Source organism: Kaistia dalseonensis, assembly GCF_030814715.1.
In the GTDB taxonomy this organism is placed as follows: Bacteria; Pseudomonadota; Alphaproteobacteria; order Rhizobiales; family Kaistiaceae; genus Kaistia; species Kaistia dalseonensis.
Window position 1 is genome coordinate 119,545 of record NZ_JAUSVO010000002.1, and the last position, 13,138, is coordinate 132,682.

Genomic DNA, 13,138 nt, shown 5'->3' on the forward strand with positions numbered 1-13,138 from the left:
CGGCGGCTATTTCTTGGTCGGGAAGAGGAACTGCAGATTGAAGCGGAGCTGCCATTGCGGCCCCGTGTCTTCGGGCGTCAGGGCATTGTAATAGGCGCTGAGCTGGGCGTTGATCGGCTGCTTGCCGAGACGGAAGACGCGGCCAAAGCCGCCGCCAATCGGCAGCGTCCAGCGATTGTCGTTGTCCGCCTCCCAGTTCGCCGTCACGAGCGGCGACGAGGTCAGATACCAGCCATCGCTGAAATTGTAGTTCACGAAAGGCTGCAGCGTCATCTGGTTGACGTTCGGCCGGCTGGAATCGCCGGCGAAGGACCAGATGTTGTTGACGAGCGCTCCATAGACCCAGTGCCCGTCCATGACGAGGCCGACCGCTGATGGTCCGATGCCCCATTTGCCGGAGCCGAGCTCGGACGACGTCGCCGTCGGAAGCAGGAAGACCGGGCCCGCGCCCCAGATGAACTTTCCGCTCTGGACGGGCGACAGAAACAATGTCGGCGTGATGTCGCCGAGCCCGTAGGTCACCTCGTCGCCAGGATAGAGGGTCGGCTGCTCCACCAGCGGCGTGATGATGCGGGTGATGAGGTTCCAGTCGGGCGACAGGTTGATCGGGATCACGGGCTGGACGTTCAGAACCTCCTGCGTGCCGCCAAAGCGCCCTGTGTCGAAATTGGTATTGAACTGGAACGGCAGGCTGATCATGTCGGCGACGGGGTTCTGCGCCGCCTTGGCGAGCGTCTCCGTATCGTCGGCGGCCCGGGCCGGAGCGCCACCGAAACAGAGCGCCGCCAGTATCATGCAAGCGCTGGCGACGCGACGCGGCTGGCAAGAAGGTCCTGCGATCATTCGTATCCCCCTCAAGCCCGGCCTCGTGAGGGCAGACCCGCGAGGCAACGATAATAGCAGATCGGAACCGCCAATAGGGATGTGCCGGGCCAATCTGTGGCGGGCGGACCGGCTTGGCCATGCCGAAGAAGTCCGTCACGCGCTGGCCACAGCAGCGGGTTGAAAACGCTTCATCCGATTCACCATGGCAGCTTTGAATATCCTGTATTCTTAGATTTGATTGAAACTATCTTCGGCGCGATATCCGACAGAATCGATACTGCATTGATATTTTGTGAGAACATTACTTATTCACATTGATATATATTTTCATCATAACTGTCCCGTTCTCGACTATTCAATCTATCAATTTTGGGTGGGCTATCCTGCGATCCATGATGCCAGCCGCGGAGGACTGCCTCGCATAGGGGCGACGGAACTGAATGGCTTGGCGAACAGGGCTGGCAGAGCCGCCGGCCAGACGGGTGACGCCAACTGATGCCTCTCGCCATTACCTATGGCGTCGAGGGTCGCCGCCGATCCGCGAGTGCGCACGTCGCTGCGTAGCCGTTCTCCTCAGGCTGAGCGGGCACCGCCTCACCAATTGTCGGGACCGGTCGGCCGTCGAGGCTGGTTCCCCAAGAGGAACTGGCCGGTGCAGCCAATCTCTCGCACCGCTCCGTGCAGGGCATATTGAAGCGGCGGCTCGACCCGGGGCCGGGCGAACAGCGCTGCCGCGCGTTGAAAATCCTTGATGCCCATGCCAGGAAAACCTTCGCCGACGGCGAATGATTGCCCACGCTTCCGAGCATTCCATCTTGCCTGCACGTCCCGAACGTGGAATGGCATCGGCCCGGATTGCATCGGGAGATGGGGTCCAAGTCTTGCCAGGCGCGCACTCTGCCGGCAATGTCAGCTCGGAAAGATGCCCGCCGGCGGGATGCCACAGCCCACCGTCGCCGGGCAACAGGATACGGAAAGTCCAGGATCATGATGATGAACGGTCGAAACGCCGATGCCGACACGATGGCCCCCGTCGGGTCGCATGGGCGCCAGGCGGGCTTTCTCAGCCGCCGGTCGTTTCTGGTCGGCACGGGTGCCGGCCTAGGCGCTCTGGCGCTCGCCGGCTGCACGACCGGGGGCATGAGCCTCGCCGAGGCCAAGAAGGTCTACGGGCCCGTGCCCGATGAGAAATTCCCGATCCCGGCCGTCAATATCAGCAAGGTCGATCCAAAATATTACCGCCGGACCGTTCGCTACGAGACCAAGGAAGCGACGGGCACGATCATCATCGATCCCAAGAAGTACTACGTCTATCGCATCGAGGGCGACGGGTTGGCGACGCGCTATGGCGCCAATGTCGGCCGTGACGGCTTCCGCTGGAACGGCGACGTCGTTGTCGGCCGCAAGGGCGAATGGGCAACATGGACGCCGCCCAAGGAGATGATCGCGCGCCAGCCCGAGGCCGCGAAATATGCTGCTGGCATGCCAGGCGGCCTCGACAACCCGCTCGGTGCCCGAACGCTCTATCTCTATCAGGATGGCGTCTACACGCTCTACACGATCTATGCGAGCATCCATCCCGAATCGATCGGCAAGGGCGTCACGAGTGGTTGCACCGGCCTCTTGAGCCAGGACATGATCGACCTCTACAACCACACCGAGGTCGGGACCAAGGTGGTCATGCTGCCGTCATAGCGACGGCCGCTTACCGGCTTGGCGCGATCTTGACGTCGACCAACACGAACCGGAGCGACCCGCCGGACCATTGACCGTCTCGCTCGCGAAGACGGCCCGGCGAGGTTGAAGCGCCGCGCCTGCATATTGTGACCTGCGGAGCTCTCGGTCCGCAGCCGCACCTTCGCCCCTGCAGGCTTCAATCCACGAGCCCGGAATCCGGCCGTGAGATCTTCGTGTGGGCCGCCTTCCTCGCCGGCTTCGGTCGGCAGGGAGGCGACCTGTTCGGTCTCGGCGAGGAGATTGTCGGGGTTCAGGTTCCGTACGAGGCGGCCGACGAACCGGATCGGCACCATCGCTTCCGGTATCAGCTTGGTGGTGCCCAGAATGTCGAACGGCAGGGAGTCCCCGAGCGTTGGGGCGGAACGCCGGTTTACTTCATCAGCCCGGCCTGACGAAGCGCTGTCTCGATGACCGACCGGATCGGATCGGCCCGGGCGGGTTCGGCCCATCGAGCCGGCGACGGCATTTCCCTTGTGCGCGTGAATTCAGCCGGCTCGATGGGCCGTGACGTCGTCCGGCTCGCTGCCTGCGCATCGGCTGGCGGCGCTATGCCCCAGAACCGGGCGATGTGGCGGGTGGACGAGATGCCCCGGTCCAGCATGAACGGGCCACTGGCCCCGAGCGCGTCGGCGCCCGTTGCCTGGAGCGGGGTGCCGTGCCCCATTCCCTCGATCGTGAACAGCTCGATGCGATCCCTGCCACCGAAATCCCGCCAGATCCGCCGCTTGTGGCCGTCCACGACCGAGATCACGCTCGGCTCGGAAGGCAAGGCGTGCACGCCGCGCCATTGCTCCACAATGTCGGAAGCGTTGGAGGGGCTCACCGTCTGGTCGGCCGTGCCATGCCAGACCGAGATGGTCGGCCACGGTCCCTTGTGGTCCGATGCGCCCAGCACCAGCCCGGCCAGCTTTTCGCCCGAGGGGCCGCCATGCCCGCGCATCCGGTCGAAGGCCTCGGGGACGGTGCCGGCCACCCCATAAGGCAGCCCCGCGACGATAGCGCCGCTCGCGAAGAGCTCGGGATAGGCCGCGAGCATCGCCGATGTCATCGCGCCGCCGGCCGAAAGGCCGGTGATGAAGATCCGCGTCTCGTCAATGTCGTGGTCTCGCACCATGTCGGCGATCATCTGCCGGATGGATAGAACCTCGCCCTGTCCACGCCGTATGTGGCGGGGCTCGAACCAGTTGAAGCAGAGATTGGGGTTGTTGGCGCGCGTCTGCTCCGGGAACAGCACGGCGAAGCCGCCCGCATCGGCCAATGCCGACCAACCCGATCCATGATCATAGGCGGCGGCCGATTGCGTACAGCCATGGAGCACCACCACGAGCGGCGAATTCGGAGGCAGACGAGCCGGGACATAGGCCCTGGCTTTCAACAGGCCGGGGTTCGAGCCGAAATTCTCGCGATCGGACAGCCGATCGACAAGGTCGAGCTGATCCTTGGGATATTGCGCCGCGCGCATCGCGGCGAGACGGGCAATGGTATCCGAGAGCTTGCGCATCGCGCCTCCTCAATGCCCGGTCCGGGCCTTGTTGGCATTCTGTCGATACGCTTATCTGGCGATCTATGTTGCACTGCACAATGAGCCGCGTGGTATTTTGACAGGAAGGGACGTCTGGCTGCGTTCATCCGAGCGATTGCTGGGACGCGCCTGCGGTCAGCGCCTGGCCGCTCATCTCGCATCAGCCCTCTGCGCACGAGGCGGAGGCAGTCGCCACCCGCACCCATGACACCCCGCACATCGCCCGACACGGGCCGGCGTCAGTCCTCGTTCAACGAATAGATGAGGGCGGGCGATTGGCGGAGGAAGGCCTTGAAGCGGTAGGATTCGTTGTCGGCTGCGTTCGGCGCCGGCATGTCCGGGCTCTTCAGGTGGAGCTGGTCGCCGAACACGCCCCGAATGTCGACATGGCAGTGCTGCGCGATCTCCACATAGCTCGGACCATCATCCGTTTCGAAATCGAAGATGTCGCGGTCGAAGACGGAGGTCATGGTCACGTCGACATGGAGGCTGCGGGCGACCTGCAGCGTGCTGCTGCTCAGATTGATGCCATCTTCGGTTGGGGCGACGACGCGCAGCCTTTGCAGGCGGATCTGCGAATTGGTCAGGTCGATTCCGTCATCCCCCGAATGATAGCTCCGCACCTCCGCGACATCCCACTCCTGCGGGCCGACGCCCATCAGCGAGAAGCCGTCCCTGTCATCATTGACCGGATCGGCGCTCTCCGTGATCGGGTCGCGATGGCCCAGATAATAGGCGGCGATCAGGGCGGCGCTGAATGAAGAGGCGCTCGTCGCAGGCGCGGCCGTCACGCTCAGCCCATCCTTCTCCGCGCTGCGATAGGCGCCGAAGAACCACACGCCGCCATTATCGGCCTGTTTGACCGGCCTGAAACGGTCGTCGCACGCCCTGATGAAGAGCCGCCCCGCCTTCAGGGTCGCCCCCTGCTCGAAAATAAGCGCGGCGTGTCGTATCTCGCTCGATGGGACGATGCCGTTCTGGATGAGAATGGTCGCGCCGTCCTCGACCACGAGCGTGGCGCCTTTCCGCACGCGCACGTCCGACGTTACGACGTAAAGCAGCCCGGCCTTCAGCCAAAGCGTGCCGGTGATCGAGCCGTCCAGGATCTGATGGTCTTGCCTGGCCATATCTAGTCCTCGCCCTGGTGAAGGATCGGGTCTTGCGCCACCAGGGCGTCATAGACCGTGGTGAGACTCTCAGCCGAGATGCGCGTGTCGCCGAGATAGGGCAGATCGATGATGGCGATGGCGCCCAGCATCAGCGTCAGCATGATCAGCTGAACCGTCAGCGTGATCACCCGAAGCGTGGTCGCCTCGATCAGCCGAAGGGCGCAGATGATGATCACGCCCAGAATGCTGAGCAGGCTGACCGTGTAGAACATCCCGGGCAGCGTGGTGGCTACGCTCAGGATCCGGTCGTTCCGACCTTGAGCCACGCGGTCCGCGGCGTCGAGGATCCTGCCGAAGACGGCAACGGCCTCTGGCGTTTGCGGATTGATCCGGTCGATGTTTTGGAAGACGCCGGTCAGCGCCGACGAGGTCAGGCTGCTCCCATGCCCTTGCCGCAGAACGGGCCATTCATCGCGGAGGATGGACTGCGCGTAGTCGATGAGGGACTGCCGCGCCTTGAGGGCCGGCTCGGACCCGTCCAGGATCAGCATCCGGTTGAGCCCCCGGATCGACTGCGCCTCCTGCGAGACCTTGTCGTCGATGCCGGAGGCCGTCGCCATCACCAGCGCGAGGACGAAACCGAGCACGACATAGGCGCCCGACATGGTGTTCTGCGTCGCCGTATCGACAATGTCGCTGTCATAGTCGAGCCAGTGCAGCTTTTCGTTCGCCAGCCGGAGAGCGACCGTCAACAGCGTCAGGACCAGACAGGCCACGACCGGAAACAGCAGCAAAAGCTGCAGGTCCGACAGGCGTTCTATGAAGGATGGATACACGGATCACCCGAATGCGGCATGCGTTTCACGGATTCAGACCTTTTCGAGGTCGGCTATCTTCTTGCCCGCATCCTGAATTGCGGAACCGACGCAGCGCCGTAGATTGAAGTAGTGGCGCATCTGATCGTCCACGACCCAGGTCGCGGCCACCTGTTCATCCAGATGCCTGAGGCCTTCGAGGACGGCACTGGCCTGCCCGGCCGTGCGGCTTTCCTTGAGCTCGTCTTCCAGATAGCGAAGCTCCCAGAAATGGAGCCAGAGCAGCTTCTGCGAAGCGAAGCCGCGATAGCCGATGAGCCTCTTGAAGATCGGCAGGGCCAGCAGGAACAGGGCAAACAGGACGACCCAGACATTCTCCAGGAGCGAGGCGAGCCAGAAAGGCATGTAGCCGAAGAATGACGGCACGCCGCTCGTGTAGAAGCGCGTCGCGACCGAACTCAGCGGAAAGCCGCGATCCTTGTACTGGGGGAGATTTCCGGCGGACGGAAAGAAATTGTCGGTCTTCAGATTGAGTTCGCGTGCGGCCAGCAGGAAGGCCCACTGCACCGTCGGATGAACATCCTTCTCGACGAGCAGGTTGACGCCGGACGCCAGCATCGCGACATCCGCCGCGGGCTGGACTTCGCTGATATCGATCGAGCCGCGGGGAACGGTGACCTTCTGCAGGAAGGGAAGCCGCCGAACATAGGCGTCGACGAGCGGAAAGTTCATGAGCTTGATATCAGGGCTGTGCAGCAGCCGCTGGACGATGGGCGAGCTATATCCGTCGACGATGAAGAGCGCATCGATGTCGCCGGCGAGGAGCCGGTCGGCGGCCTCCGCATGCGGAAGCTTCAGGAAATTGGGCTTGTCTCCCGTCCCCGGATTATTGAGCTCCATCAGTGTCTTGAACAGCTTCTGGCTCACCGTTCCCGGAGCGCCGATGGCGATCGGCTTGTCGCGATAATATTCGAACGGGTCGTCCACGCTCAGCGTGTCGCCGCGATAGAACAGCCAGAGTGGTGCGATGGCGACATTGCCGAGCGAGACGAGCGCGGGATAGTCCGCCGGCGATCCCGCGCCCGAGACCACAAAGCTGGCATTGACCCGGGAGTCCGGGTCCCGCAGGTCGTTCTCGATCTCGTCGAGGCCCGTTCGGCTCTCGATCTGAAGCGTGAGGCCATTCCGCTTGAAGAAGGACTCGAAGGCCTCGCCCAACTGATCGGTCACCGTGCCGCGCTGTCCTGTGGCGAGCACGGTGTCGCGCCCCGGGAAGGGCTGGACGTAGAAGAAGGTTGCCGCAGCAGCTAACGCGACAACGATCGCAACCGGCAGATAGAACTGGCCGATCTTTCCCCAGACCGAAAGCTCTCGACCAAGATCATGCCGCGCATATAGCCTGAAATGATTGAATATATTCATTGACACGCCACGCGCCATACCGAATTGTTGCGATCAGAATCGAATAAAACCATACGAAATGGCTTAAATGAGCGAACTATACACGCATATCGCCCTAGCAATTGCTGTCTTCATATCGACAAATGTCGATGACATCTTCCTGCTGGCAGCCTTCTTTTCCGACAGGAAGATCAGGCCACGGTCCATTGTCATCGGCCAGTTTCTTGGCATCGGCGCCCTGGTCCTCGTGAGTTGTCTGGCCGCCTGGTTCGCCGTTGCCTTGCCGTCCGGTCTGATCGCCCTGCTCGGTGTGGTGCCGCTTGGTCTGGGGATCAAGCAGTTGATCGCGCTGCGGCGACCGTCGGACGACGCAGCCAACGATGCGCAATCGGACCGCGCGGAACACGAGCTGGAGCAGGCATGGCACTCACAGATATTGGCCATCGCCGGCGTTACGATCGCGAATGGCGGCGACAATCTCGGCGTATACATCCCCCTCTTCGCAAGCGGATCGTCGTGGATACCGCTTTTTGTCGCCGTCTTCGCCGCGATGACGCTGTTATGGTGCTTTATGGGGCACCTCATAGTAAATAATCGCCTTTTGGGCGATCATATCCGACGTTACGGGCACAAAATTCTTCCATTTGTCCTGATTGCCATCGGAATTCACATATTGTCCGGCGCCTTAGTGCTGCTTTGACGCGAATGAGAGGTACAGTAATTCATGGCGTCTCTGCGCCTTGAGCGTTGCACTGACCGCTCGAGCGCGTCAAGCGCATCGCCGCGCCGTAACTCCCGCCTTTGCGCATGCGAGACAATCGACACGATCCGCACCATGCACGCACATATTTCGGCCAATGGACTGTAGAGCCACAGTTTTTCTGCCGATGCCGGATGCGTTCGAGGACCCGGAAACCTTCCCGGCGGCGTATATGGGCGTATATTTTCATCGATCTGGCCGACGATTTTGTCGTGATGCAGACGTCGCGTGCCGAGACTGGCTATTGCCCAGCATCGCGGCGGCAATGCACGGCGCGGGCGGCTGCCGTGACGCCAAGCTCGGCGACGATTGCGTGCGTCAATGTCTTCAATACCGCGCTGGCGTGTATTGCGGCAGCGATGGATAGCCGCGCACCAGCCTAGCGCTTGGCGATGTCTTCCAGGCGAAAGATCTGTTCGATCCCGATGGGCGTGTCGGCGTCGCATGGCTCATAGGCCAGTGTCGTGAAGACGCGGTGGCCGTGGAACCAGAAGCGGGAGATCCAGCGATGCTTGAACGGCGCGTCGCCCTCCAGATCCAGATGGCGCGTGCTGACACCGACGATCATGGCGATATCGCCTCTGACGACACTGCTTCTCGTCTCCGCATCGTCGAGGATGATGCGGCTTTCGCCGATCATCCTCGCCTCGAAGGCTCGCCCGGCGAGCCGTGAAAAGAGCGGCCACGCGCGGATGCACCCCGACGAGGCGGCCTGCAGACGAATTCCGTCGATATCGAAGATCGCCTGGACCGACGACAATTTCTCGATGAACCGGCTCTCGATCGCCAGTTCGTCGCGGATCTGCGTTGCGATCAGATCCGTTATCCGGCGCGATATCTCGATCGAGGGAATATCGCGTCCACTCTCCCAGCGCGATACCGTGGCCTGCGACACGCCGAGTGCCGCCGCCATCGCATCCTGCTTGATGCCGTTGGAACGACGCCAGATCCTGAGCTTCTCGCCGATGCCGATTTCACTCATGGGCCAATGTTTCTCGATGCGTATATGGGCGTATATTTTCGTTATCATGGCGGACGCTTTTGTCATAGCGCAGTCGTCGCATCCTGGAATAAGTTCGATCGCAAAATAGAGAGGGGCTAATTCCTTTCGCGCGAAGTAGACTTTATGCTTTGACCTGGAACGGGCAAAAACACCCTGCTGCAGGCCGGCTTTGTTTTGCTCACACTTCGCCAACAGGGCCAAGCTGAAGCGCTCTACGGCAGGTTTTTGCGCTCTTGTTAAAGTTTCTGATAGAAAAAATCGAAATAGAATCCATATTGTCCTGCATTTAACGGGACCATAAACGTTCTGCGGGGAGAACGGGTAATATGTCATACAAAATCGGATCACTTGCGTGGCATTGCCATGTCGAGAGGCTTGCTGATTTGATCTATTTTGACGGAATCGATTGTCGATCCCATTAGGTTCAACGTATCGATACTGGCTGCCGGGATCACGCGCGGCAATTTGAAGTGCAGCGCGCGGAGCGCGTCTTGGACGGGCCATCCGAACGCGCCGTCGGTGCGCGAGGGGCAAGACGCCAGGGCCATGGTTCGCGGCAGCCTGGCCTGCGGCAAGTTCGATCACGATCCTCCTGCAGCTCTGAGGAGCTCAATCCTGGCACGAATGGTTCACGTCCGAGCAAAGTCTGCAAAGCGATGAGGCTTGAAGCAAAGTTCCCCCTTGCTGCGATCCTGAGCGTCGCTGCGATGCTCGCGGCGGGGCCTGTCGGGCTCTCGCCGGCTGCCGCGGCGTCTGCGACGGTCTACACCGCCGTTATCGACGCGGGCAGCAGCGGAACGCGCATCTCCCTCTATGAAATCACCCCGGGTCCGTACCCGGTGATCAAGGAGATCGCGAAGCACAAGGGTGTCGCCGGCGACGAAGGCATCGACGATTTTCTCGACCATGTCGGCGGGCCGAAGAAGGATCTCGGTCCGGACGCCGTGGGAGAGGCTCTGATCGGGCCGCTTCTGGACGCGGTCGCGCCGACGCTGAAGGCCCGTGGCGTTCAGGATCGCGACGTCGTCATCGACCTTCTGGCCACCGCGGGCATGCGCAGCGCATTGAAGCCGATCGGCACGCATGACCAATCGGACGTGGACGCCTTTTACGACGGCATCCGCCACTTCATCACGCAGAAGGGCTTCGCGGCCGGAGAAATCCGCACCACCGATGGCAGCGCCGAGGAAGGTCTGTGGACCTGGATCGACCTGAACGACCGCTATCGCGACGCTTTCCGCACGGACAAGGCGCCGGTTGGGATCGTCGAGGTCGGCGGCTCCTCCATGCAGGTCAGCTATCCGACGACAGCCACGCCGGATCCGGCCAGGAACGTCTACGCGGTCACGATCAACGGCAAGACCTTCTCAGTCTTCGATCGCACCTATATCGGGCTCGGGATCGACGATGCCCGTCGGACGATGCGGCAGCAAGACCCGCCCGCTAATGGAGGAGCACACTGCTTTCCGACCGGCATGCAGCCGACCGATGATTCCGGTGACCTGATCGGCGGCAAGCTCGTCCGGATCACGGGGCCGGCAATATTCGACGCTACGCAGTGCCGCGCCAGCTATTCGGCGCTCATCGAGAAGCGCTTGGCCGAATTGGGCGATCCCGTCGTCGCCAACAGCACGAGCCCCTTCTACGGCATCGCTGCCGTTCGCTACGCCTATGAGCAAATCGGCGCGACGCCTCAGTTGCCCGATCCATCCAGCCTGGCGGATGCCGTGGCGGCGAAATGCGTTCCCGCCAACGCCGTCGGCAATTTCAGGATCAGCCAGAAGTTCGAACAGCGCGCCTGCGCGTCCGCAGCCTATATCGACGCGCTCCTTTATGGACCGAGCGGGCTGTTTCGTCAGAATCCGGAGCGGTTCAAGACGACGATTGCCGACCAGATCGTCGTCGACGGAAAGGCGGCCGGCTCAATTTCAAGGACGAAGGGGTATCTGCTGCAGAAATACGCCCGATAGCGCGAGTGCGGATGGACGCCGGACGGCATCCGTTCCTGTCCCGAAGCCGCCTTGCCGACGATAGCCTTGCAAAGAGGCGAGACCACCTGCCGCCCACCAGCGGCACAGAGCCGGAACCGCCGGCAGGAGATTCAGATGTTGCGTCGTTTCGGTATTCTCGCAGCCTTTGCTGCCGCCATGGTCATCACGATCGCGAGCCCGGGTCCGGTCCGGGCCGCGGAGATGACCTCGATCGCCGTTCCCTCCGGGGTGAGCTATGAGCTGATCGGCCGCTGGGACGTCGACAAGCTCAACCAGATCCTGACCGTCGACGCGCCGAAATTCTTCGCGATCTCCGTACCCTACACGCCGGCCCGGAATGCCGTCCGGCTCTATCGGGTCACCTATTCCTCCGTCGTGCCGGAGAAGAGCAACAAGCCGATCGTGGCGACGGGCCTGCTCGCCGTGCCGGAAACGGATGCGACCAGCTTCCCGCTGGTGTCCTACCAGCACGGCACCGTCTATCTGAAGACCCAGGTGCCGTCCTTCCCGGACCAGTCGCCCGAGACGCAGCTGATGATCGCGCAGTTCGCCGGCCAGGGCTATGTCGTGATCGGCGCCGACTATTTCGGCATGGGCTCGTCGACCGAGCCGGAAGGCTATGGCGTCATGGCCAGCCAGCAGCAGGCGACCTTCGACATGCTGAGGGCATCGAAGGCCGTGCTCGACCAGATGAAGATCTCGACCAGCAAGCTCTTCATCGGCGGCTGGTCGGAGGGCGGCTTCGTCACCATGGCCTTCCTCGAGCGGCTGGAGAAGGTCGGCGTCAAGGTCGACGGAGCGGCCACCGCTAGCGGTCCGGCGGACATCTACTCGCTCCTCAGCGGCTTCATCGATTTCCCGCGCAAGAACGACGCGACGTGGGTCAACGTGCTCTATATTCTGTCGGCCTTCTCCTTCGAGAATTACTACGACATACCGGGCCTTGCGCGCACGGTCATAACCGACGAATATTACGACCTCGCCAAGAAGGTCTATGAGCGGCAGCAATATAACGCCTCCGACATTCCAACTGATCTGACGAAGCTGATCCGTCAGGAATATTTCGATCCTGATTTCTTCGCCAACTCCGCTTACGGCAAGATCGCGCTGGCGACGCAGGCCTATCGCTGGATCATCAAGACGCCGGTTCACAACTACTATGGCGAGGCCGACGAGATCGTCTCTGTCGGGCTCGGCAAGCTGGTCATGAACTACCAGCAGGGCATTGGCGGCGGCAACAACCGGGTCGAGGCCATCTCGACCGGCCCAACCGACCACCGCGGTACCTTCGCGACGGCCGTTCCTCTCTGGAAGAAGTGGTTCGATGGACAGTAATTCGCCTTCGCGAGACGTGGAGCCCGGCATGCCGGGCTCCGATCCTCTGCCATTCGACCGCATGGACCTGCAGGCAACGGCCATTCGGGACGACTTCATTGCGATCACGCAGGACTATTTCGACTGGATGAATGGAGAGATCGTCCGGTTCTGCAACCTGTCCATTCCGGACATGGTCGGAATGGGCGTTGCCGACTATGTCCGGCACACGGCTGAAATCGCCGGCCGGATCGGGCCGGAGGATGGCGGCATCTATGCCCGAAGGAACGCCGCCGGCCAGATCATGGCGATGGGCGGACTGCGGCGCCTTCCCGATGGCACGGCCGAGATCGTCCGCATCTTCACGCGCCCGGCTTTTCGCGGCCAGGGCCTCGGCTTTCAGACGGTCAGCCATCTTGTCGACGAGGCGGGCCAGCTCGGCTACGGGATTCTCAGGCTCGACACAGCGGTTTTCATGAAATCAGCCCAGAAGATATACCGGGCTGCCGGCTTCTCGCTTCGCGAGCCCTATGAAGGGGCCGAGCCGCCGCCGCAGCTTCTGCCCTTCTGGCTCTTCATGGAGCGCGCACTCTGACGCGCCCACCACGCCCGATCCGGCCGCATGCGCAATTTCGCGACGCGCCGGAACCATCCCTCGGCG

12 protein-coding genes are annotated in these 13,138 nt (G+C 62.1%); 5 read left to right on the forward strand and 7 right to left on the reverse strand.

Annotated elements, in window-relative coordinates:
- Positions 1–6 precede the first annotated feature (6 nt).
- Entirely contained in the window at positions 7–843 is an 837-nt protein-coding gene (locus tag QO014_RS06765; protein WP_266347917.1) for a neuromedin U, read from the reverse strand.
- Positions 844–1,812: 969 nt separating this feature from the next.
- Here QO014_RS06765 and QO014_RS06770 point away from each other — a divergent pair.
- Positions 1,813–2,520 (forward strand): L,D-transpeptidase, encoded by a 708-nt coding sequence (locus QO014_RS06770; protein WP_266347918.1) that lies wholly within the window; start codon positions 1,813–1,815, stop codon positions 2,518–2,520.
- Here the strand turns inward: QO014_RS06770 and QO014_RS06775 are convergent.
- The 5 genes from QO014_RS06775 to QO014_RS06795 form a co-directional block, all read right to left on the reverse strand.
- The gene (locus tag QO014_RS06775) at positions 2,472–3,011 is read right to left on the reverse strand and encodes a catalase (RefSeq protein ID WP_307257732.1); all 540 of its coding nucleotides are present in this window, start codon (positions 3,009–3,011) and stop codon (positions 2,472–2,474) included. The genes QO014_RS06770 and QO014_RS06775 overlap by 49 nt on opposite strands.
- A complete protein-coding gene (locus QO014_RS06780; protein ID WP_266347920.1) occupies positions 2,933–4,063 on the reverse strand; it encodes an extracellular catalytic domain type 1 short-chain-length polyhydroxyalkanoate depolymerase in 1,131 nt (376 codons plus the stop codon). The genes QO014_RS06775 and QO014_RS06780 overlap by 79 nt, the downstream gene beginning before the upstream one ends.
- Before the next feature lie 260 nt (positions 4,064–4,323).
- Entirely contained in the window at positions 4,324–5,211 is an 888-nt protein-coding gene (locus QO014_RS06785; protein ID WP_266347921.1) for a hypothetical protein, read from the reverse strand.
- A gap of 2 nt (positions 5,212–5,213) precedes the next feature.
- Entirely contained in the window at positions 5,214–6,029 is an 816-nt protein-coding gene (locus tag QO014_RS06790) for a bestrophin-like domain (RefSeq protein WP_266347922.1), read from the reverse strand.
- Positions 6,030–6,062: 33 nt separating this feature from the next.
- Positions 6,063–7,430: a TAXI family TRAP transporter solute-binding subunit gene (locus QO014_RS06795; RefSeq protein WP_266347923.1), complete on the reverse strand. Its 1,368-nt coding sequence runs from the start codon at positions 7,428–7,430 to the stop codon at positions 6,063–6,065.
- A gap of 67 nt (positions 7,431–7,497) precedes the next feature.
- On the opposite strand from QO014_RS06795, the gene QO014_RS06800 reads away from it, so the two are divergent.
- Positions 7,498–8,109, forward strand: a complete 612-nt coding sequence (locus tag QO014_RS06800; protein ID WP_266347924.1) for a cadmium resistance transporter — start codon at positions 7,498–7,500, stop codon at positions 8,107–8,109.
- 439 nt (positions 8,110–8,548) lie between these two features.
- Here QO014_RS06800 and QO014_RS06805 read toward each other — a convergent pair whose 3' ends face one another.
- Positions 8,549–9,373: a helix-turn-helix domain-containing protein gene (locus QO014_RS06805; RefSeq protein WP_266347925.1), complete on the reverse strand. Its 825-nt coding sequence runs from the start codon at positions 9,371–9,373 to the stop codon at positions 8,549–8,551.
- Positions 9,374–9,828: 455 nt separating this feature from the next.
- Here QO014_RS06805 and QO014_RS06810 point away from each other — a divergent pair, with 455 nt between their 5' ends.
- The 3 genes from QO014_RS06810 to QO014_RS06820 all read left to right on the forward strand — a co-directional run bounded on the left by QO014_RS06810 (position 9,829) and on the right by QO014_RS06820 (position 13,072).
- The gene (locus tag QO014_RS06810; RefSeq protein ID WP_266347926.1) at positions 9,829–11,142 is read left to right on the forward strand and encodes an acetate and sugar kinases/Hsc70/actin family protein; all 1,314 of its coding nucleotides are present in this window, start codon (positions 9,829–9,831) and stop codon (positions 11,140–11,142) included.
- Between the two features lie 177 nt (positions 11,143–11,319).
- Complete coding sequence (locus QO014_RS06815; protein WP_266348599.1) at positions 11,320–12,498, forward strand: alpha/beta hydrolase family protein; 1,179 nt, start codon at positions 11,320–11,322, stop codon at positions 12,496–12,498.
- A 28-nt stretch (positions 12,499–12,526) separates the two neighbouring features.
- Positions 12,527–13,072, forward strand: coding sequence for a GNAT family N-acetyltransferase (locus tag QO014_RS06820; RefSeq protein WP_266347927.1), 546 nt, complete (start codon positions 12,527–12,529; stop codon positions 13,070–13,072).
- Positions 13,073–13,138: the final 66 nt, after the last annotated feature.